Origin of the sequence: Rathayibacter sp. VKM Ac-2928, from assembly GCF_022815545.1 — a bacterium.
Taxonomy (GTDB): Bacteria; Actinomycetota; Actinomycetes; order Actinomycetales; family Microbacteriaceae; genus Rathayibacter; species Rathayibacter festucae.
Map to the genome: position 1 here is coordinate 117,233 of NZ_JALGRU010000001.1, position 21,201 is coordinate 138,433.

The following is a 21,201-nucleotide window of genomic DNA, read 5'->3' on the forward strand; positions in this document are numbered from 1 at the left end:
CTTCTTGTGAGAACGTTCATATTCCGTTCAGGGAGAGGCCTCCGCTGAGCGGGATGCGCGTCCCCTCGCACTGGTCCACTCGATCGCACTGCCTGCCGATCGAAGGACCTCGCATGACCGACACCGCCCGCCGCCCGCTCCTCCTCCCCATGGCGGGGCACGTGCGCGGCAAGCGCAGCCCCGTCACCTGCGCCCTGAAGTGCGCCAACGCGTGCTCGACCGCCGCCTGCAACACCTCGCACAACAGCTCGTTCCGCGACATCGTCGCCCGGCAGATCTCGCGCCGCAGCGCCCTCGGCCTGGGCCTGGCCGGCGCGGTCACCGTCGCCGTCGCCTCGGCCGGCGGCGCCCCCACCGCGGAGGCCGCCGTCGCCGGCGCCGCGGTCGGCGGGTCCCCGCTCGCCTTCACCCCGATCGCCCCGGTGCCGTACACGGTCGATGAGTTCACCGTCCCCGAGGGCTTCGCCTGGCAGCCGATCATCCGCTGGGGCGACCCGCTCTTCGCCGACAGCCCCGCCTTCGACATCCGGAACCAGACGGAGTCGGCCCAGGCCGCGCAGTTCGGCTACAACAACGACTACACCGACATCGTCGAGATCCCCGGCTCGAAGCGCCTGCGCGCCCTGCTGGTCGTGAACCACGAGTACACGAACGAGTCGATCATGTTCCCGGCCGCGCAGCTCGAGGCCGAGCCCGAGCGCGTACGCGCCGTCGGCCGCGCCGCCCACGGACTCAGCGTCGTCGAGCTGGTCCGCACCGCCGTCGACCGCCCCTGGGCGTACGTCCAGGGCGGCGAGCACAACCGCCGCTACCTGCTGGACACCCCCTACGAGGCCACCGGCGCCGCGGCCGGCTCGGCGCTGCTGAAGACCGCCGCCGACCCGACGGGACGCTCCGTCCTCGGCACGCTCGGCAACTGCTCCGGCGGCACCACGCCGTGGGGCACGATCCTCTCGGGCGAGGAGAACTTCAACGGCTACTTCCGCGCGACCGCGACCAGCGACGCCGAGAAGCGCTACGGCCTCACCGACGCCGAGACCGCCCGCCTCTGGGAGCTCGACGACCCGCGCTTCGACGCCCGCACGCCCGGCTACGAGAACGAGCCCAACCGCTTCGGCTGGATCGTCGAGTTCGACCCCTTCGAGCCGGAGTCGACCCCGAAGAAGCACACCGCGCTCGGCCGCCTCAAGCACGAGGGCGCGAACGTCATCGTCGCCCCCGACGGCCGCGTGGTCGCCTACCAGGGCGACGACGAGCGCTTCGACTACCTCTACAAGTTCGTCTCGAAGAAGCGCTACATCGAGGGCGACCGCGCGCACAACAAGACCCTGCTGGAGGAGGGCGACCTCTTCGTCGCGAGCTTCATCGGCGACTCCCCCGTCGCCGAGATCACCGGCACCGGCGCGGTCCCCTCGGACGGCGGCTTCGACGGCATCGGCGCCTGGCTGCCCCTGGTCCTCGACGGCGCGTCGATGATCGCCGGCATGAGCGTCGAGGAGGTGCTCGTGCACACCCGCATGGCCGCCGACATCGCCGGCGCGACCAAGATGGACCGCTGCGAGGACGTCCAGCCGAGCCTGGTCAGCGGCCGGATCTACGTGGCCTGCACCAACAACTCCAACCGCGGCACCGAGGGCAAGGAGGGGCCGACCGAGGTCAATCCGCGCACCGAGAACCGCGACGGCCACATCGTCGAGATCATCGAGGACGGCGGCGACCAGACCGGCCGCACCTTCACCTGGAACCTGCTGATGCTGTGCGGCGACGTCGCGCAGGGCGACACGGTGTACTTCTCGGGCTTCCCGGTCGACCAGGTCTCGCCGATCTCCTGCCCGGACAACCTCGCCTTCGACTCCGTCGGGAATCTCTGGATCTCGACCGACGGGGCCCCCAGCGGCATCGGCTACAACGACGGCCTCTTCAAGGTGGCGCTCGAGGGCGCCGAGCGCGGCCGGGTGGAGCAGTTCCTCTCGGTCCCGCGCGACGCCGAGACCTGCGGGCCGATCGTGCACGACCAGGACCAGCACGTGTTCGTGGCCGTCCAGCACCCGGGCGAGGAGGGCACCTTCGAGGCGCCGAGCTCGTACTTCCCGGACTTCGCTTCTGCGGGAGTCGTCGCCGCGGGTGCCGTCGCGGCGCCGCGCCCGGCGATCGTGCAGATCCTGCCGGCGTCGCAGCTCGTGACGCCGACGCCCACGCCGACCGCGGGGCCGACCACGGCGCCGACGGCGACTCCGACGGCCGGACCGACCGCGGTGCCGACCGCCGCGCCCACCGCCGGGCCGACCGCCGGGCCGACCGCCGGGCCGACCGCGGTTCCGACCGTCGCGCCGACCGGCACGCCCGTCCCCCTGCCCGTGGGCGGCGGCGGCGGACTCGCCTCGACCGGTGTCGAGAGCGTGGGCCTCGTCGCCGGCGCCGCCGCCCTGCTGACCGCGGGTGCGGCCGCACTGGGTCTGGGTGCGCGCCGCCGCGCGGCCGCCACGGAGGCCGAGCCCGAGGCCTGAGCGGGGACGCAGGTCCGTTGTGCAGGCGATCCGACGCTCGGCGGCGCACTCGACGCGGTGGAAAGTGTCTTCCGCCGCCCGGTCGCCTGCACAACGGTCGGACACCTGCACAACGGACGGGCGCCTGCACAACGGGGGCCTGAGGGGTGCGCTAGGTTGAGCGCGATGTCGACCCTCCGGAGCCGCGAGTCCGCGGTCATCGTCGCCGTGCAGCGCTCGCCGCTGGCACCGCCCCTGCGCCCGATCGCCCGCTGGCTCAGCTTCTTCGGCGAGCACGCCGCGGGCTGGCTGCTGCTGGGCGTGGTCGGTGCGTTCGCCGATCCGTCGCGCTTCTGGGCGTGGGCGCTCTGCGACGTCGCGATCGTCGTGGCGCACGGGCTGTCGATCGTGATCAAGCGCGTCGTCCGGCGGCCGCGGCCCCTCGGCGAGGGCGTCGAGGTGCGGGGGACGGCGCCGAGCAAGCTCAGCTTCCCGAGCTCGCACGCGTCCTCGACCACCGCGGCGGCGATCGTGTTCGCGGTGATGCTGCCCGCGCTCTGGCCGCTCGCCGTCCTCGTGGTGCTGGTGATGCTGCTGTCACGCATCGTGCTCGGGATGCACTTCCCGACCGACGTGCTCGCGGGCGCGGCGCTCGGCACGCTCGCGGCGCTGGCCGCGCTGCCGTTCCTCCCACTGCTCTCGTTCTAGCTTCCGGCGCGGGGGCGTCTGCCGTCCGTTGTCCGATCTGCAGGTGATCCGCGCGTCTGTCTTCCGCGCCTCGCTGTGGAAGGCGCCTTCCACAGCGGATCGCCTGCAGATCAGACGGGAGGCTCAGAGGAGGCGGCGGGCCGAGGCCCAAGCGGTCAGCTCGTAGCGGGAGGAGAGCTGGAGCTTGCGGAGCACTGCGGAGACGTGGGACTCGACGGTCTTCACCGAGATGAAGAGCTCGGCGGCGGCCTCCTTGTAGGCGTAGCCGCGGGCGATGAGGCGCATCACCTCGCGCTCGCGGGCCGAGAGGCGGTCGAGCTCGTCGACGGACTCCGCCTGCTCACCGCTGAGGGCGCCGAACGCGTCGAGGACGAAGCCGGCCAACCGCGGCGAGAACACGGCGTCACCGCCCGCCACCGCGAGGACCGCCCGGCTGACCTCGGCGCCGGAGCTCGCCTTGGTGATGTAGCCGCGAGCGCCGGCGCGGATGACGCCGACGACGTCCTCCGCCGCGTCCGAGACGCTCAGCGCCAGGAAGCGCACCGCGTCGAGGTGCGCGGCGCTGCGGCGCAGGACCTCGGCACCGCCGCCACCCGCGCCGCCGGGCAGGTGCACGTCGAGCAGCACCACGTCCGGACGCTCGGCCGCGACCAGCGCGACCGCGGAGTCGACGTCGGCCGCCTCGCCCACGACGTCGAGCTCGGGGGCGAGATCGGCGCGCAGGCCGGAGCGGAAGATGGAGTGGTCGTCGACCAGCACGACGCGGGTCACCGCTCGGCCCCCGCCGGCAGGCGCAGGTGGACCTCGGTGCCCGAGCCGCCCGCTCCGGGCCGCACGGTCGCACTGCCGCCGGCGCGCGCCATCCGGCCGACGATCGACTCGCGGATGCCGAGGCGGTCGCCGGGGAGCGCGCCGAGGTCGACTCCGGGGCCGCGGTCGCGCACGAACACGTCCACCCCGGTGGCCGACGACTCCACGTAGACCGAGACCTCGCCGCCGGCGTGCCGAGCGGCGTTGAGCATCGCCTCGCGGGTCGCAGCGAGCACGGGGGCGGCGCCCGGCACCGAGGCCCCGACCGCGACGACCTCGAGCGTCGCCGGCCAGTCGAGCTCGATCGCGGCGGCGATGGCGCGGATCTCGGCCGCCAGGTCGTTCGCGACCGGGACGTCGCGCTCGAAGAGCCAGTCGCGCAGCTCCCGCTCCTGCGCGCGGGCGATGCGGGCGACCTCGCTCGAGGCGCCCGCCCGGTTCTGGATCAGCGCGAGGGTCTGCAGCACGGAGTCGTGCAGGTGCGCGGCGATCTCGGCGCGCTGCTCCTCGCGCACCCGCGCCGCGCGCTCGCCCATCAGCTCGGTCCACAGCGTGACGACCCGGGGCGCGGCGAGCACGCCCGCGGCGACCAGGAGGACGCCGACGGCGAGGACCGCGTTGACCGCGCTCGGGCGGGCCGTGAGCACGGCGGCCCCGGCGACGACGAGCACGGCGCAGGCGGCGAGGCGGACCAGGGCGGAGGAGCGCGCCGAGCGCGACGGATCGCCGCGGTCGAGTCCGAGACTCCAGGCGACGGCGCCGCCCGAGAGCACCGCGACGGCGGCGAGCGCCCGGGTGACGTCGGCGTCGTCGCCCCCGCGCAGTGCGACCACGACCGAGAGCGTCGCGGCCCCGGCGACGCCGACGAGCAGCACCGCGACCGGAACGGACCGCCGCACACCGCCGGTCTGCGCACCGGAGTCCGGGCCCGCGTCGCGCAGGGGCACCAGCGCCCACAGCCACAGGTAGAGCAGCGCGCCGCCGCCGCCCAGCAGCGTCGCGACGATCATGAGGAAGCGCACCGTCCCCGGGCGCAGGCCCAGGTGCTCGGCGAGCGCCGCGCACACGCCGCCGAGGACCATCCGGCGCGGGCGGCGCAGCGGAGGCCGGGCCGAGGCGGGCCGGCCCGCGGACGATCGGCCCGGGGACGGCCGACGCCGCGGCGGGTGCGCCGCGGTGCTCGGGAGGGTGGGTGTGCTCACCCCTGCATCCAAACAGGTCGTCGGGGTCGCCGGGGCGGGAGTCGGGGTCGGATCAGGGGTTCCCCCGATGGTCGGCGCCTGTGGAGGAGCGTCACACTCGAGCCATGACAGCAGCGAGCACGACCCCGCCGGACCCGGCGCAGGAGACGGCGGGCGACCCACCGGCTCCGGACCCGACGCCGGGAGCCGGCGATCCCGGGAACGGCACTCCCGGGACCGGCACCTCCGGCCCCGGCGCCGCACCCGGCCCCTCCGCACCCGGCCCCTCCTCCGAGAACCGCTTCCTCCTCTGGCTGCGCTCCCTCGATCTCGCCCGCCGGCCCGGCTGGGTGGGCGGCGTCTGCTCCGGCATCGCCGATCGCCTCGGCATCGATCCGCTGATCGTGCGCGGGATCTTCGTCGTGGTCGCGGTCCTCGGCGGCCCGGCCTTCCTCTTCTACGCGGCGGCCTGGCTGCTGCTGCCCGACGAGGACGGCGTGCTGCCGGTCGAGGAGATGCTCCGCGGTCGCCTGACCCGCGTCCACGCCGGCATCGGCGCCCTGGTGCTCGCCTCGATGCTCCCAGTCGCGCAGGGCTTCTGGTCGCTCGGCGGCGCGTACACCGGGGCGGTGCCCTGGGCGCCCGCCACCGGCCGCGCCCTCTGGACGGTCGTCGTCCTGGTGCTCATCGTGGTCTTCGTGGTCTGGATCGCCCGCCGCTCGGGCCGCACCGACCCGGCGCCGCCGCCGTACGGCAGCCCCGAGGGACCCGGCGCCTCGGCCGCCGGCTACCCCGCCCCCACCGGCGAGCCCGCAAGCGGCGCTCCCCTCCTCCCTCCGCAGCGCCCGACCGAGCCGCGGCCGAGCACCCCCGAGGATCTCGCGCTGTGGCGCGAGCGCCAGGAGGAGTGGAAGGCCGAGCGGGAGGCGTTCCGCGCCCAGGAGAGCGCGACCGCCCGCGAGACGGCCCGGGCCCGAGCGGAGGAGTCGCGCCTGCGGGCCGCCGCGATCACCGCGGCGCGCCTCGAGCGGCGTCGGCTGCACCGCGAGGCGAACCCGCGGCTGCGGAGGAGCGTCACGCTGCTCGTGCTCGGCCTGGCCGCCGTCGCCGGCGCGATCGCGTCGCTCACCGTCTCCGGCTCGACCGCGACCGTTGTCGGCTTCAGCGTCGCGACCCTGGTGCTCGGACTCGCGATCGTGGCGGCCGGGCTGCTCCGCCGGCGCGCCATCCTCCTGATCGCGGTCTCGGTGGTCACGGTGCTGACGGCCTCGACGGCGTCGCTCGTCCCGCCGGAGCGGCAGCTGCTGCCCCTCCTGAGCTCGTACGGCGTCTCGAACGCGACTCCCGGCAGCTACGCGATGCTGGCGGGCGACCTGCAGATCACGATCGACCCGTCGCTGGGTGCTCCGGGGGAGGTGATCGACGTCTGGCAGGGCGCCGGGAACATCACCGTCATGCCGATGGCCGGAGCGGCGGTCCGCCTCGAGGCGTCCACGGCGAACGGCTACTACTGGCTGACCACCGCCTTCGCCGACGGTGACGTGGGGTCCGACCCGGAGGACGTCGAGTACAGCCGCGACGGAGCCACTTGGACGCAGACCTTCGGCGACCCGGACGCCGAGCCGGTCGTCGTCCGGATCGCGCAGGGCCGCGGCGGAGTCACCGTCTACGACCGGACCGCCGAGGACTCGACCAGCGGCGCCGCACTCGACCCGGACGGCACGGCGACCGCGGAGCCGACCTCGGAGGCGACCGCTGCCGCGACCGACCTCCCGACCCCGACGGACACCGGCGCCCCGACGGACACCGGCGCCCCGACGGACACCGGCGCCCCGACGGACCCCGCCACCCCGACAGACCCCGGCAGCACGACCGGGACCGACAGCACGACCGGGACCGGCAGCACGACCGGGACCGACAGCACGACCCCGACGGAGGCAGGACGATGACCGCGCAGAGCACCACCACCACGCAGACCAGCACCGCCCCCGAGACCGCTCAGCGGCCGAGGATCCGCGCCGGCGCGGTCGTCTGGGGACTGGTCCAGGCCGTCGTCGCCGTCCTCCTGCTCCTCGTCGCCGCCGACGCCGGGCTGCGGACCGCCGTCGTCGACTGGGCGCTCTCGCTCGGTCCGGCCGGAGCCGCCGCGATCGCGATCGCCGCGCTCGGCACGATCGCCCTCCTGATCGGCCTCGTCCGGGTCCTCGACCGGCGCTGACGAGCGGCAGCACCGCGCCCGCCGCCCGGAAGCGCGCAGAACATCAGCCAGGAGTGCCCCTCGTCGCCCGTCAGCGATGAGACCGCCTCCTGGCTGATGTCCGTGCACGCCCCGCGCCCGGAGCGACCGGCGCGCCCACCCGCAACCCCCTAGGCCGAGGCCGGACACGAGCGCAGACTCGCAGTCCGGCCTCGACCGCGCGCGCGAGCGCCCGCGCACGGACAGGCGCCTCCCCCTCCCCGAATCGAGACCGCCGATGCCCGACGCCGCCCGCAGGACGCTCTGATGGAGCTCGGCATCGCCGCCGTCATCGGCGTCGCGGTCCTGGTCGGCGTCGCCGCGTTCGCCCGCCGTCTCGGCGTCGCCGCGCCCATCGCCCTGGTGCTCGCCGGCGTCGGACTGTCCTTCCTCCCCGGCGTCCCCGAGGTCGTCGTGCCGCACGAGTGGGTGCTCGACGGCGTCCTTCCGCCGCTGCTCTACGCCGCGGCGATCAGCGTGCCGTTCGTCGACTTCCGCCGGAACATCGCCACGATCAGCGGCCTCTCGGTGGTGCTCGTGCTGATCTCGGCCGCCGGGATCGGCGCGCTGCTCTTCGTCCTGCTGCCCGAGCTGGGCCTGCCGCTCGCCATCGCGGTGGGCGCGATCATCAGCCCGCCCGACGCGGTCGCCGCCACGAGCGTGGGCCGTCGCCTCGGCCTGCCGCCCCGGCTGCTCACCCTGCTCGAGGGCGAGGGCCTGATCAACGACGCGACGGCGCTGGTGCTGCTGCGCTCGGCGCTGGCCGCCGCGGCCGGCACCCTCGCGACGCCGTGGGCGGCGATCGGCGACTTCCTCTACGCCGTGGTGGTCGCCGTGGTCGTCGGCCTGGTCGCCAGCATCGTGACGGTCTTCGTCCGCTCCCGCCTCGAGGACCCGGTGCTCAACACCGTCGTCTCCTTCGTCGTGCCGTTCGTCGCGTTCATCCCTGCGGAGACCCTGGGCGCCTCGGGCGTGCTCGCCGTCGTCGTCGCCGGCCTGCACACCGGGCACGCCTCCTCCCGCGCCTTCACCGCGCAGTCGCGCGTCAACGACCGCATCAACTGGCGCACCGTGCAGTTCCTCCTCGAGAACGGCGTGTTCCTCCTGATCGGGCTCGAGATCCGCAGCCTGATCCAGGACGCCGACCGCGCCGCCCTGACGATCCCCGCCGCGGTCGGCATCGGGCTGGTCGCCACCGCCGGGCTGATCGTGGTCCGCTTCGCCTGGGTCGGGCCGGTGCTCCTCGGCGAGCGCTGGCAGACCCGCCGGGCCGAGCGGCGGGCGCGCGAGCAGAAGGAGCTGCTCGAGTCGACGGACGGCGTGCGGCCGCCGCGCGAGGAGCTCGGCCGGGCCAAGCGCCGCTACCAGCTGCGCCGCTCCGACTACCGCCACTTCAGCAGCAACGGCCTGGGCTGGCGCGGCGGTCTCGTGCTGGGCTGGTCGGGCATGCGCGGAGTGGTGACCCTCGCCGCCGCGCAGTCGCTGCCGGAGGACATCCCGTACCGCCCGCAGCTCGTGCTGATCGCCTTCACCGTGGCGGTGTCGACGCTGCTGATCCAGGGCAGCACCCTGCCGCTGCTCATCCGCGCCACCGGGATCCGCGGGGTCGACGTGCTCGAGGACCAGCGCGAGCTCGCGGGCCTGCTCGACGAGATCACGGAGAAGGGGCTTTCGGTCCTCGAGAAGCCCGGCGAGGTGGTCGAGGGCGTCGACGACGTCGACCCCGACGTGCTCGAGCGCGTGCGCCAGACCTCCTTCCTCCGCTCGGAGGCGGCCTGGGAGCGGTCGCGCGGCTCCCAGCGCGACACCGCCGACACTCCGCACCGCCTCTACCGGGCGCTGCGGCTCGCCGTCGTCTCGGCCGAGCGCGAGGCCCTGCTCGACGCCCGCTCCCGCCGCGCCTACCCGCAGCGGATCCTCGGCCAGGCTCAGGCGCTGCTGGATCTCGAGGAGACCCGGCTGCGGCTGCGGCGCGGATCGACGTCGTAGCGGCGGACCCGGACGAGGCCCGACCCGCGACCTCAGCCCGTGGTCGTCCGCGTCATGATCGCGACGACGAACAGCCCCGCCCACAGCGCGCCGCAGACCAGCAGCCGCAGGTTGCCGAGCACGATGTCCTCCGGCGCCGACGCCCGCCCGCGCTCGATGTCGAGGGCGTAGAGGAACAGCGCCGCGCCGAACGGCACCACCGACGCCATCGACCAGAGCGAGTTCTCGCCGTTGATGAACAGTGCCCAGAGCGCGTAGGAGATCATCGTCAGCGACGCGGCGACCGACCAGATGAAGCGCAGGTACCCCGGCGTGTAGACCTTGAGGGTCGAGCGGGTGTGGCTCTCCTCCTTGCCCTCGCTCTGCAGCTTCTCGGAGTAGCGCTTGCCCGCGACCATGAACAGCGAGCCCGAGGACACCGCGAGCAGGAACCACTGCGTCAGCGGGATGTCCGCGATGGCCGCGCCCGAGATCGCGCGGAGCACGAAGCCGCCCGCCACGATCAGGATGTCGATCACCGGCTCGTGCTTGAGCCAGAGGCAGTACGAGATCTGCATCACCAGGTAGGCGGCGAGCGTCGCCGCGAACCAGGTGAAGCCGAGGAGGAAGGTGACCAGCACCGGCACGATCATCAGCACGAACGCGGCCGGCCAGGCGACCTTCAGCGGCAGCGCGCCGGAAGCGATCGCGCGGAAGCGCTTCTTCGGGTGCACTCGGTCCGACTCGACGTCGAGGAGGTCGTTCAGCAGGTAGCCGCCGGAGGAGGCGAGGCTGAACGCGATCACCCCGATGACGGTCGCGACGAGGATCTCGGGCTCGAGGATGCGCGCGGCGGCGACCGGAGCGGCCAGCACCAGGACGTTCTTCAGCCACTGGCGCGGACGCATGGCGGCGACGAGTGCGCGGGCGGTGTTCACGACGTCTCCCTCTCGGGGAACAGGGCCTGGAGCGGCCGGATCGGGCGGGATCGGGGTGACGCGGGCCCAACCTACAATCGGGGGTGAACGCGCTCCATCCGCCCGGATCCGCAGCGCTCACGACCGGAGCACCACGGAGGGAAGCGCATGCGGACGGCCGCGCTGTACGTCGTCTTCGCGATCCTTGCAACGGCGGTGAATCTGGGCACTCAGATGCTCGTCGAGCTCGCCGTCGACGCGGAGTGGGCCACGATCGCCGCCGTGCTCGCGGGCACCCTGACGGGGGTGATCGCCAAGTACGTGCTCGACAAGCGCTTCATCTTCAAGCACGAGACGATGAATGCGGCGCACGGGCTGAGGACGTTCCTCCTCTACGGCGTGATGAGCGGCGTGACGACCCTGATCTTCTGGGGCTTCGAGTTCGGCTTCGACTATCTGTTCGGCACGGACTTCGCCCGCTACACCGGCGCCGTCATCGGCCTGGCCATCGGCTACGTCGCCAAGTACCACCTCGACAAGAACGTCACGTTCTCCGGCCCACGAGAGGAGCCCGCATGACCACCCCCGTCTCCTCCTGGGGCCTGCTCTCGCGCGACGAGCACCGCGTCACCCGGATCACGAGCATCGAGCAGGCGCAGGCCGCGCTCGCCGCGGGCGACAGCGGCATCGCCTACGGGCTCGGCCGCAGCTACGGCGACGTCGCGCTCAACGGCGGCGGGCGCATCTGGGACTTCAGCGGCTTCGACCGCCTGCTGGCCTTCGACGACGAGACCGGCGTGCTGCGGGCCGAGCCGGGCGTGCTGCTGCGCGACGTGCAGGCCGTCTTCTCCCCGCGAGGCTGGATGCTGCCGGTCACTCCCGGGACCAAGAACGTCACCCTCGCCGGCGCGATCGCGAACGACGTGCACGGCAAGAACCACGCCTCCGCCGGCACGATCGGCCGGCACGTGCGCTCCTTCACGCTCCTGCGCAGCGACGGGTCGTCCTCGCGCTGCACGCCCACCGAGAACGTCGAGCTGTTCCAGGCGACGATCGGCGGCCTCGGGCTCACCGGGCTGATCGTCGAGGTCGAGCTCGAGCTCGCCCGCGTCCCCGGGCCGTGGCTCGTCAGCGAGGACGTGCCCTTCCAGACCCTCGACGGGTACCTCGATCTCGTGCACGAGTCGATGGACGTCTTCGAGCACACCGTCGCCTGGATCGACGTCACCACGGGCGGCGGGCGTCGGGGGGTCTACTCCCGCGCGGACAGCACGGCCGCCCCGGAGCTGCCGGAGACCCGGCCGGGCTCGCTGAAGGTGCCCTTCGCCTTCCCGCTCTCGGTCGTCAACCGCGCCACGCTGCCGCTGCTCAACCGCGCCTACTACCGCCTGAAGGCGACCCGCGCCCGCCGCTCCGTGCAGCACTACGAGCAGTTCAACTACCCGCTCGACGCGATCGAGGGCTGGAACACGATGTACGGTCCGCGCGGCTTCTACCAGTACCAGAGCACCGTGCCGTGGGAGGGGGCGCTCGAGACGACCCGCGAGATGCTCGCCCTGATCGCGGCCTCGGGCACCGGCTCCTTCCTCGGCGTGCTGAAGACCTTCGGGGCGCTGGAGTCGCCGGGGCTGCTGAGCTTCCCGGCGCCCGGGGTCTGCTTCGCGCTCGACTTCCCGAACACGCCCGTCGCGCTGCCGCTGTTCGAGCGCCTCGACGCGCTGGTGCTCGCCGCGGGCGGCCGACTGTACCCGGCGAAGGACGCGCGCATGACGCGCGAGATGTTCGAGGCCGGCTTCCCGCGCCTCGCCGAATTCGCCCTCCAGCGCGACCCGGGGATCTCCTCCGGCTTCTCGCGCCGAGTCCTCGGGAGCTGACGTGAGCACTGGTACCCCCTCCAAGATCGTCGTGGTCGGAGCGACCTCCGCCATCGCCGAGCACACGCTGCGGCTGTGGCTGGGCACGGGCGCGCGCTCGGCGCTGCTGGTGGGCCGCGACGCCGGCCGGCTGGAGGCGCTGGCGACGGATCTGCGGGTGCGCTTCCCCGCGGCCGCGCTGTCGGTGGCCGCCGTCGACCTCACCGACCCGGCCGCGATCTCCTCGGTCGTCGCGACCTCGCTCGAGGGCGGCGCCCCCGACACCGTGCTGATCGCCCACGGCGCGATGACGACCCAGGACGAGGCGTCCGCCGACCTCGCCGTCGCCCGCGACGTGCTCGTCGTCACCGGCGTCTCGGTGGCCCTCTGGATGGAGGCGTACGCGAACGCGCTGACCTCCGGCAGCATCGGCGTGATCGGCTCCGTCGCCGGTGACCGCGGCCGCAAGACCAACTACGTCTACGGCTCCGCCAAGGGCCTCGTCGAGCGCTTCGCCCAGGGCCTGCAGCACCGCCTGGCCGGCTCGCGCCTGTCCGTCGTGCTGATCAAGCCCGGCCCGACCGACACCCCGATGACCGCCTCGCTCAAGCAGAGCGGAGCCTCGCTGGCCCCGGTCGACTCCGTCGCGAAGGACGTCGCCGCCGCGATGGCCTCCGGCCGCGCCGTCGCCTACGCCCCGGCCAAGTGGCGCGTCATCATGACGGTCATCCGCCTGCTGCCGTCCCCGATCTTCAACCGCCTGAACATCTGACGCGGACGGCTGCCGGGACCCCGGCGGCGGGGTCTCGATACGCCCCTGCGGGGCTACTCGACCAGCATGGATGGTCAGCGGCACGCCGCCTCATGCTGATCGAGCAGCCCGCGGAGCGCGGCGTATCAAGATCCACCGGAGCCAGAGGTACGGACGGCCCCGTCGCGCACAACCGCCTGCTCTCGAAGTTATACTTCGGCCCGATGTATAACATCGAGCGAGAGGTGAGATCGTGGCACTGAGTCCCTACACACCGGGTTCTGTCCCCATGAAGCTGCCGGGCCGAACCGAGACGCTGCAACAGTTCCGGCAGGCCGCACAGCGGATCGCGTCCGAGGGACGATTCGTCCCGCGGGTCCACGTCGACCACGGCCCCCGCGGCGTCGGGAAGACTTCTCTCCTCCGCGAGGCCCAGCGCATCTTCCGCGGCTACGACATCAGGACCGTCCTGATCACCGCCGACCCCGGCGAGGACCTCGTACGCTCGCTCCTCGCCGAACTCCGACTCGCCGTCGGCACCGGGCCTCGTCTTCGCCAGACGGCCCGCGACGCGATCGACTCCGCGACACTGTCGCTCGGCGCTCCCGGACTCGCGAGCGCGACGGTGACCGTCGCACCTCCCGAGGCGCGGGCAGCAGCCTCGGCCAAGGAGTTCCAGCGCGCACTCCGAGCAGCTCTCGACGCGGTCGTCGGCGACGGAGACGCCGGCCTCGTCCTTCTGATCGACGAGATCCAGGAGGCGGACGCCACGAGCCTGCGCACCATCGCCTACGCCTGGCAGGAGATGAACCCACTCGACGTGTCGGACCAGGGCCAGCCGCGCACCGCGCTCTTCGCGGTCGGGCTCCCGGGCGCACCGAGCACGATCACTCGTGCCGTCACCTTCAGCGAGCGCTTCAGCTTCCAGCCGCTCCACGGTCTGTCGGAGGCCGGTGCCCGCGAAGCACTGGAATCGACGGCGACCGACGTCGGTGTGCGCTGGGAGCGGGCCGCGCTCGATCGAGGTGTCACGGAATCAGCTGGATACCCCTACAAGGTCCAGCTCATCGGCGACCTCGCCTGGCGGGCCGCGGAGAGGCGCCTCGAATCGGACGGCCTCGGCCCCACCGATGTCATCACCCTCGACGACGTCCGCGCGGCCCTGCCCGGAGTCGACGCCGAGATGCTCACCCTCTTCCGCTCACGCTGGCGCAGTGCTTCGGCGAAACAGCGGGAGATGCTCGTCGGCATCGCACAGCTCGGCGGGGAGGACGTCCGACGCGGCGTGCTCGCAGACACCCTCGGAGCGACCACTCGATCGATCTCCGTCACCCGGCAGCGGCTGCTCGACAAGGGTCTCGTCGACGCCAACAAGCACGGACACCTGTCGTTCACGGTTCCCGGTTTCACCGCGTTCGTGCTCGATCAGGTCGAGAACGAGTAGGACGACGACACGCGGATTCCCGTCCGCAGCAGGACCGCCATCGCCCACGACCTCGTGTTGCTCGCACGCCGCGGGTTCATACTGGTCTGATGAGAATCGTCATGGTCACCGACGCACACGAGGGCCTGACTCTCGCCTCCGACAGAGCAACGACGCTGACGCAGACTCGTTCCGATGGATCGAGTGACGCAGGCGATGTCTCCGACGACACCGACACACTCTTCCGCCCGCACATGAGCAGTCAGAGCTTCCCGGACAGCAACGTCTACCGTTCGCAGAGTCAAGGCGCTGCAGTCGGCGCCGCACGAGCCACGTCGGGGTCGTACGATCCGCGTCCGAGCCAGGGTACGAAGACACCGCCGCAGAGGATCGTCCTCCATCCGGGCGGTACCTCCGCTCGATAGCCCTCCGCGGCTGCTCGACCGGCACATGCTGATCGGGTAGCCCGCAGGGCGGCCGCATCGAGACTCGTGTCTCCCCGTGGAATCACCTCCGGAAGGGGGATCTGCAAGGGGGTTCGCCGCAGACGGCCGCGTTCTACGCTCGGCGCATGCCCCTCCGCAGTGCTGCGAGCGCCCCAGCCGTCCTTCCGCAGATCGCCGCGCCCAGCGCTCGGCAGCGGGCCGCGGCCGAGGTGCTCGGGCACGTCGTGGTGGCTCTCGCGGTCGGGTCGGCGCTGCTGCTGCTGGCGTCGGCGAGCGTCGCGGGGCTGCCGTTCCTGCCCGGCGGGGGCCGCGTGCCGCCGTTCGAGGCGTGGTCGCTGATGCGGACGTCGGCGACGGTGCAGATCGGCGACGCGGTGCTCGCCGCCGGCCTCGCCGCGCTCGCCCGCGCGGGCGGCTGCCGCGTCCGCGCCGACCGCTGGTGCCTCGTCGCGGCCCTCAGCGCCGCCGCCGGCGCCGTGCTGCTGGCGGCGCCGCCGCTCTGACGCGTCCGGCCCCCTGCATGCTGATCGAGTAGCCCGCGCAGCGGGCGTATCGAGATCCACCGTCGCCCGAAGGCGAGTCTGCAGACCCGCCGGCTGGTGACGGCGGGTCTCGATACGCCCCTGCGGGGCTACTCGACCAGCATGCAAAGGGCGGCCTCACCAGCCCCTACGCCGGCGCGCCGATCGTGGAGTCCTCGTAGTCCTCCGTCAGGCCGTGGGGGGTCTTCTCCCACTTGTGCGGGCTGAAGACGATCTGCCAGGCCGCGCGCCAGGCCGAGATGGAGTGCAGCACCCAGTAGACGGGGTTCAGGATCGCGAACGCCGCGACCCGCCAGTTGTAGCGCTTCCACGCCGCGATCCCCGAGACGACGATCATCAGCGTGTTCGAGAAGAGCATGTTGGTCGTCCCCGCGACGATCAGCCACTCCGGCAGATCGAGCCCCAGGAACTGCACGCCGATGTAGGTGATCACGGTGAAGCCGAGCACCAGCGGGTAGAGCAGGAAGGCGACCGGCGTCCCCATGATCAGCGCCACCAGGCTCAGCGAGCCGAGCACCCCGTTCACCTTGAACCAGCGGATCGGGTGCCGCGTGTTCACGCCAGCGGTCATCATGTAGCCCTTGATCCAGCGGGTGCGCTGCTTGATCCACGCGGGGACCTCGGCGCACGCCTCCTCCCAGGTGTTGGAGTCGACGACGCCCACGCGGTAGCCGTGCGCGGCCACGCGCAGGCCGAGGTCGGCGTCCTCCGTCACGTTGTACGGGTCCCAGGCGCCGAGCTCGCGCAGCACGCGCGTCTCGAAGTGGTTCGAGGTGCCGCCGAGCGGGATCGGCAGGTGCGACTGGTCCAGGCCCGGCAGCATCGCGCCGAACCAGTGCGCGTACTCGACCGCGAACATCCGGGTGAGCACGTTGTAGTCGGCGTTGAAGTAGCTCAGCGCCCCCTGCAGGCAGACGAGCTGCTTCTGCTCCGGATCCACGTGCTCGCGCTCGAACGCGTCCTCGCGGAACAGCCGCACGCACTTGCGCAGCTGGTCGGGGTCGGGCCGGTCCTCGGCGTCGTAGATCACCACGAACTCGCCGCGGGCGAAGCTGAGCCCGTAGTTGCAGGCGCGCGGCTTGGTCTGCGGGCCGCCCGGGGGCACGATCACCATCCGCACGTACTCCGGCGGGCTCATCCGGCGCACCGCCGAGATCGTCTCGTCGTCGTCGGCCTCGAGCAGCACGAGCACCTCGAGCTTGGCCTTCGGGTAGTCGAGGGCGCCGATGTTCACCAGCAGCTTGCTGATGATGTTGGCCTCTTTATAAGCGGGGATCAGGATCGTGTAGATCGGCAGCTCGTCGTCCGTCATCCGCGGCGGCGAGACGTCCAGCCCGCGGCGGCCGCGCTCGAGCGCCACCTCCTCCTCCCACGCCTTCACCGAGCTCTGGTTGAGCGGCGCGCGCAGGCCGGCCAGCGCCTTGAAGGCGATGTTCATCAGGAAGAGCAGGTTCGCCGAGGCGAGCACGATCACGAAGGTGAGACTCGGCGCCAGCACCGCTCCGACGATCACGATCGCGGCGACGACGAGCGGAGTGATCACCTGCCAGCGGCGCAGCCCCGACTTGGCCGACTCGTCACCGCTCTGCACCGCGAGCGAGTCGGCCGCGCCGAAGAGCAGCGCGGCGCGGCAGGCGCTCTCGACCGCCTGGAAGATGTCCCAGTCGGTCGTGGTGCGCACGGTGACCACGTCGACCTCGAGCATCTCCCGCGCCTCGGCGAGCATCGCCTCGGTCGGCGGGACGGAGGTCGCGATGACGCCGGTCCCGTCGGGCAGCACCCGCCAGGGCACCCAGCCCGCGCCGACCAGGGTGGAGGCGCCGATGCGGGCCAGCAGCGCGGCTCCCGGCGGCTCCTCGACCAGGTCGAGCATCGGCGCGTCCCACTGCTCCGCGAGCGCGCCGTACATCTCGCGCCGGGTGACGGCGCCGTCGATGACGAGGTGCCGTCCGAGCAGACCGCCCTCGCGCTCCTGGCGGCGCAGAGCCTCGTCGAGCTGCTCGGCCGTGATCAGTCCGCGGGAGAGCAGGATCTCGCCCACCCGGGGCGTCGTCGTCGCCATGGTCAGCCTCCGAGCCGCTCGTAGATGACGTAGATCCCCTGCGCGAACACCGGCCGGTAGCGGGTGTCGAAGGAGGAGTCGCGGGTGATCGCGTCGTAGACGAGGTCGGCGACGCCGGTCTCGCTCAGCTCGGGGGCGTCCGCGGTGGTCACGAAGACCCACTTCGCGTGCGTGTACGGGGCGGCGAGCGCCTCGTCGAACAGCTCGCCGGCCGAGCGGTTGTAGTACTCGGCGAGCGGCACGCCGATCTCGGGCAGCAGCGCGTTGCCGGCCGCGCTCTCGTCGATCAGGATGCCGCCGCCGTCGTAGTTCTCGCTCAGGAACCGGGCCGCAGCGGTCGCGCCCGACGCCTCCTTGATCGAGACGTAGCCGGTCGCCTCCGCGATGACCGCGTTGCGGTCCAGGTCCTGCACCCACCAGGCCGTCTGCGCGCCGAGCAGCACCAGCACGAGGCCGAGCGCGCCCGCGCCGATCCGGGGAACCCGCCGCAGCGCGTCGACCAGCACGGCACCGAGCACCGCGAGGAACGGCAGCACCGACAGCGCGTAGCGGTTGTTCCACCAGTTCGTCGGCAGGGTCTGGTCGTTGTTCATGTGCGTCTGGCCGAGGTAGAGGCTCAGCAGCGAGAAGGCGTAGGAGACGATCATCAGCCAGATCACGAGCGCGTCGTCCGAGATCCCGCGCCGCCAGGCCAGCACCAGCGCGCCGGCCAGGCCGAGCGCGACCGTCAGCAGGCCCGAGGTCTCGAGCACCGCCCAGTTGTACGACCAGAGCGTGAGCCCCGCGTTGCCCTGGTAGGCGAGCAGCCCCGCGTCGGCGACCGCCTTCTGCAGGTTCGCGGCCGAGTACTGGCCGTTCATGAACTCGAGCGGGTTGCTGTAGACCGCGAAGTTGTAGACCAGCCACCAGACGATCGCGATCAGCGGCAGGATCCCGAACGCGCTCGCCATTTTGATCGCGTAGAAGAAGGAGCGCTTCTTCCGCCAGGCGACGATCAGCACCACGAAGGTGCCGCCGAACACGAGCACCCAGCCCTCGTAGCGCGAGAGCGTCGCGGCCGCCGCAGGCAGGCCGGAGAAGACCATCATCTCGCCGGCGCTGAGGTTGCGCCGGCTGGTGACCCAGTGCGCCAGCCCGGAGAAGCAGCCGACCATCGTGACGATCAGCACCGGCTCCGTCATCGCCGTCGAGAAGGCGTAGAGCACGCCGGGATTCGCCAGCACCAGCAGCACCGCGGTGAGCCGGCCGGCGCGCAGGTGGCCCACCCGCGCCGAGATCCGGTAGACGCCGCAGGCCGTGCCGGCCAGGCAGATCATCCCGAGCAGCCCGGCGGCCCAGCCCGTGTGCCAGAGCCAGAGCGACTGCACGAACGGGATCAGGATCAGGCTCGGCACCGGCAGCCAGACCGTGCCGAGCTGGGTGAAGCCGGGCGCCTTCGAGTCGAAGATGCGCCGCGAGATCGAGAGGTGGCTCTGGGTGTCGGCGTAGGCGAGGTTGATCCCGGAGGAGGTGGTCACCAGGCAGGCCGCGAAGCCGACCAGCAGCGAGACCACCAGGATCACGACCGTGCCGGGCACCTGCCGCCCGGTGACCGGCCGGCCGAGGCGCTCCCACGCCTCCCGCCACCAGGGGAGGCGGGCGGGCGCGCCGGCCACCGGCGACGGGGCGGCGATCGTGCTGGTCATCCGCTCGTCAGTCGGTCGAGGAGTGGCGCGCGGCGGGGTGGTCGCCCTCCGCGGCAGGCGCGGAGGCGGGTGTGGCGGCGGAGTCGGGGTCGACGGCCGCGGGCTCGCCGGCCGCCCGCTCCTGCGCGTCGACGTAGGCGGCGACCTTCCGCGACCGGCGGCGGCGCGCCAGCCAGCCGAGGAGGATCAGCAGGCCGATCACCACGACCGCGATCACGAACCAGATCGCGTAGGAGGAGTAGTCGTCCTTCACCTCGTCCTGCGGGGTGATCTCGTTGCTGTCGATCAGGACCGGATCGGCCTCGGCCGAGCCGGAGACGGCGAGGTTCCCGGACAGCGAGGTCCAGCCCTCCTCCGCCGCCCAGCCGGCGATCGAGGACTGCAGCCCGGAGGACGCCGTCGCGTCGCCGTCGGCGCTCCAGCCGCCCAGCAGCACGATCTCGCGGCCGTCCGTGGTGAAGGCCTCGAGGGCCGCGTACGGCGCCTCGGTGCCGACGCCGTAGCTGAGGCGCGAGGCGTCGATCGCGGTGAAGGAGGCGAGGCGCAGCGGCGTCCTCAGCGCCTCGGCCTCGTCGGTCCCCGCGCCGACGACGACCCCGGAGCGATCCGAGTCGAGGAAGTCGTCGACGCCGACGACCGAGACGGCGAGGGGGTCGGCGTCGACCCGCTGCAGCGCGGTGACCAGGTCGCCGGCGCTGCGCAGCGCGTCGGCGCCGCTCGCGGAGCCGCCGAACGCGACGGCGAGCTCACCGCCGAACGCCTGCGGGAAGCGGCCGAAGCCGGGGGCCGCGGACTCGCCCCGGACGCCGGTGACACTCGAGCCCGCGCCGTCGACGAAGAACTCGATCGGCACGGAGTCGGCCGAGCCGATGCAGGCGCCGTCGCTCTCGCGCACGGCCGAGAGCGTCACCGACAGGCCGTTGGACGCGCTGAGCTGCCCGGTCGGCACCGGCAGCGTCATCGCGACGTCGGTGTCCTGACCCAGCACCGTCGAGCCGATCAGGAAGTCGTTCCAGTAGACGTTGGCGGTCGCGGTGATCCCCTCGGGGACGGCGGAGTGCGTGCCGACCAGGTCCACCTCGACGCTCGAGACGGGTCCGCCGAACGCGGACTGCGTGATGGTCGTGTAGCTCGTCGACGCCCCGGTGCTGCCGAGGGCGATGCGCTCGGTGCCGAAGTCGGCCAGCGTGTGGTCGAGCGAGCTCGAGGGGACGACCTTCTGCGCGAGACCGGTGGTGGTCGCGCTCGAGGCGAGTCCGGCGTACTCGCTGCCGAGCGCCGCGCCGGCCGCGGCAAGGTCCGCCTCCGCCCCGGTGAGGGTGAGCTCGGGCACCCCGCCGGCGTCGCCGATCGCGCTGACGACGTCGCCGTCCCCCGCCGCGAAGCGCACGATGCGGCCCTGCGCGGCGTCGAGCGCCGGGCGGCCCTCGGTCGCGCTCTCCTCCGACACGGTGATCGCGGTTCCGGAGGAGTAGCGCGAGGCCAGCGAGGCAGCGGCTGAGAGGCCCGCGGCGCGCAGGGCGTCGTCGGCGCCGTCGGGCACGACGATCGAGACGCCGGTGACCGCGTCCGGGAAGAAGTCGCCGACGGTGGTCGGCGCGGTCGGGGTGCCGTCGACGACGACGCCCAGGCCGGAGACGCTCAGCACCTCGCTCCCGACCTCGCAGAGCGCGCCGGCCGAGTCGCCCGAGCCGCCGAGCTGGACGCCGACGGCGAGCACGCCGTCCACGACGTCGGAGGCCTGGACCGGCGCGTCGATCGCGGTCGCGGTGGCGGCGTCGAGCGTCTGCACGACCCGGCCCGACACGATGACCGAGAGCGTGCCGGTGAGCGGCTCGAGCGGTGCGAGCGACGCGATCACGCGGGTCGGCACGACCCCGTCGGCGACCGGGACGGTGACGAACTGCGGCGCGGAGCCGGCCGCGACCGAGACGACGGCGTCGCTCTCGAGCCCCTGGACGACGCCGCCGGTGACCGGATCGACGAGGTCGGCGGCGGACGCGGAGGTCGCGGCGCCGAGGACGAGACCGAGGCAGAGGACCGGGACGAAGGCCGGGACGAGGGCGCGTCGAGGCAGGAGCGAAGGAGCCATGGGGCGGGGTTCCGATCGGCATACGGGAGCCCGGGAGGTCC

At 72.9% G+C, this 21,201-nt stretch carries 16 protein-coding genes; 10 read left to right on the forward strand and 6 right to left on the reverse strand.

Annotated elements, in window-relative coordinates; translation table 11 throughout:
• Positions 1–113: 113 nt before the first annotated feature.
• Together MT350_RS00550 and MT350_RS00555 are read left to right on the forward strand one after the other, a co-directional pair.
• Positions 114–2,507, forward strand: coding sequence for an alkaline phosphatase PhoX (locus tag MT350_RS00550; protein WP_374206624.1), 2,394 nt, complete (start codon positions 114–116; stop codon positions 2,505–2,507).
• 165 nt (positions 2,508–2,672) lie between these two features.
• Complete coding sequence (locus tag MT350_RS00555) at positions 2,673–3,194, forward strand: phosphatase PAP2 family protein (protein ID WP_123447180.1); 522 nt, start codon at positions 2,673–2,675, stop codon at positions 3,192–3,194.
• 123 nt (positions 3,195–3,317) lie between these two features.
• Here the strand turns inward: MT350_RS00555 and MT350_RS00560 are convergent, their stop codons facing one another.
• Positions 3,318–3,965 (reverse strand): response regulator transcription factor, encoded by a 648-nt coding sequence (locus MT350_RS00560; RefSeq protein ID WP_123447181.1) that lies wholly within the window; start codon positions 3,963–3,965, stop codon positions 3,318–3,320.
• Complete coding sequence (locus MT350_RS00565) at positions 3,962–5,206, reverse strand: ATP-binding protein (protein ID WP_243599369.1); 1,245 nt, start codon at positions 5,204–5,206, stop codon at positions 3,962–3,964. Before MT350_RS00565 ends, MT350_RS00560 begins: the two co-directional genes overlap by 4 nt.
• A 104-nt stretch (positions 5,207–5,310) precedes the next feature.
• On the opposite strand from MT350_RS00565, the gene MT350_RS00570 reads away from it, so the two are divergent.
• From MT350_RS00570 to MT350_RS00580, 3 genes are all read left to right on the forward strand, one after another.
• Positions 5,311–7,134: a PspC domain-containing protein gene (locus MT350_RS00570; protein ID WP_243615231.1), complete on the forward strand. Its 1,824-nt coding sequence runs from the start codon at positions 5,311–5,313 to the stop codon at positions 7,132–7,134.
• Entirely contained in the window at positions 7,131–7,403 is a 273-nt protein-coding gene (locus tag MT350_RS00575) for a hypothetical protein (protein ID WP_243599371.1), read from the forward strand. The genes MT350_RS00570 and MT350_RS00575 overlap by 4 nt, the downstream gene beginning before the upstream one ends.
• 285 nt (positions 7,404–7,688) lie before the next feature.
• Entirely contained in the window at positions 7,689–9,410 is a 1,722-nt protein-coding gene (locus MT350_RS00580; RefSeq protein WP_243599372.1) for a sodium:proton antiporter, read from the forward strand.
• Between the two features lie 32 nt (positions 9,411–9,442).
• Here the strand turns inward: MT350_RS00580 and MT350_RS00585 are convergent, their stop codons facing one another.
• Positions 9,443–10,327, reverse strand: coding sequence for a decaprenyl-phosphate phosphoribosyltransferase (locus MT350_RS00585; RefSeq protein WP_123447195.1), 885 nt, complete (start codon positions 10,325–10,327; stop codon positions 9,443–9,445).
• A gap of 147 nt (positions 10,328–10,474) precedes the next feature.
• Here MT350_RS00585 and MT350_RS00590 point away from each other — a divergent pair, with 147 nt between their 5' ends.
• The 5 genes from MT350_RS00590 (at position 10,475) to MT350_RS00610 (ending at position 15,282) form a co-directional block, all read left to right on the forward strand.
• Entirely contained in the window at positions 10,475–10,885 is a 411-nt protein-coding gene (locus MT350_RS00590; protein WP_123447196.1) for a GtrA family protein, read from the forward strand.
• Positions 10,882–12,180 (forward strand): FAD-binding oxidoreductase, encoded by a 1,299-nt coding sequence (locus MT350_RS00595; RefSeq protein ID WP_243599373.1) that lies wholly within the window; start codon positions 10,882–10,884, stop codon positions 12,178–12,180. Before MT350_RS00590 ends, MT350_RS00595 begins: the two co-directional genes overlap by 4 nt.
• Before the next feature lies 1 nt (position 12,181).
• Positions 12,182–12,931 (forward strand): SDR family NAD(P)-dependent oxidoreductase, encoded by a 750-nt coding sequence (locus MT350_RS00600; RefSeq protein WP_123706073.1) that lies wholly within the window; start codon positions 12,182–12,184, stop codon positions 12,929–12,931.
• Positions 12,932–13,199: 268 nt separating this feature from the next.
• Positions 13,200–14,354 (forward strand): ATP-binding protein, encoded by a 1,155-nt coding sequence (locus tag MT350_RS00605; RefSeq protein ID WP_243599374.1) that lies wholly within the window; start codon positions 13,200–13,202, stop codon positions 14,352–14,354.
• A 550-nt stretch (positions 14,355–14,904) separates the two neighbouring features.
• Complete coding sequence (locus MT350_RS00610; protein ID WP_243599375.1) at positions 14,905–15,282, forward strand: hypothetical protein; 378 nt, start codon at positions 14,905–14,907, stop codon at positions 15,280–15,282.
• A 166-nt stretch (positions 15,283–15,448) separates the two neighbouring features.
• Here MT350_RS00610 and MT350_RS00615 read toward each other — a convergent pair whose 3' ends face one another.
• Genes MT350_RS00615 through MT350_RS00625 form a run of 3 tightly spaced genes read right to left on the reverse strand, consistent with a single transcriptional unit; the run spans position 15,449 to position 21,160 of the window.
• The gene (locus MT350_RS00615; RefSeq protein WP_123736192.1) at positions 15,449–17,383 is read right to left on the reverse strand and encodes a glycosyltransferase; all 1,935 of its coding nucleotides are present in this window, start codon (positions 17,381–17,383) and stop codon (positions 15,449–15,451) included.
• 2 nt (positions 17,384–17,385) lie between these two features.
• Positions 17,386–19,068 (reverse strand): glycosyltransferase family 39 protein, encoded by a 1,683-nt coding sequence (locus tag MT350_RS00620; protein ID WP_243599376.1) that lies wholly within the window; start codon positions 19,066–19,068, stop codon positions 17,386–17,388.
• Between the two features lie 7 nt (positions 19,069–19,075).
• The gene (locus MT350_RS00625) at positions 19,076–21,160 is read right to left on the reverse strand and encodes a hypothetical protein (RefSeq protein ID WP_243599377.1); all 2,085 of its coding nucleotides are present in this window, start codon (positions 21,158–21,160) and stop codon (positions 19,076–19,078) included.
• Positions 21,161–21,201: the final 41 nt, after the last annotated feature.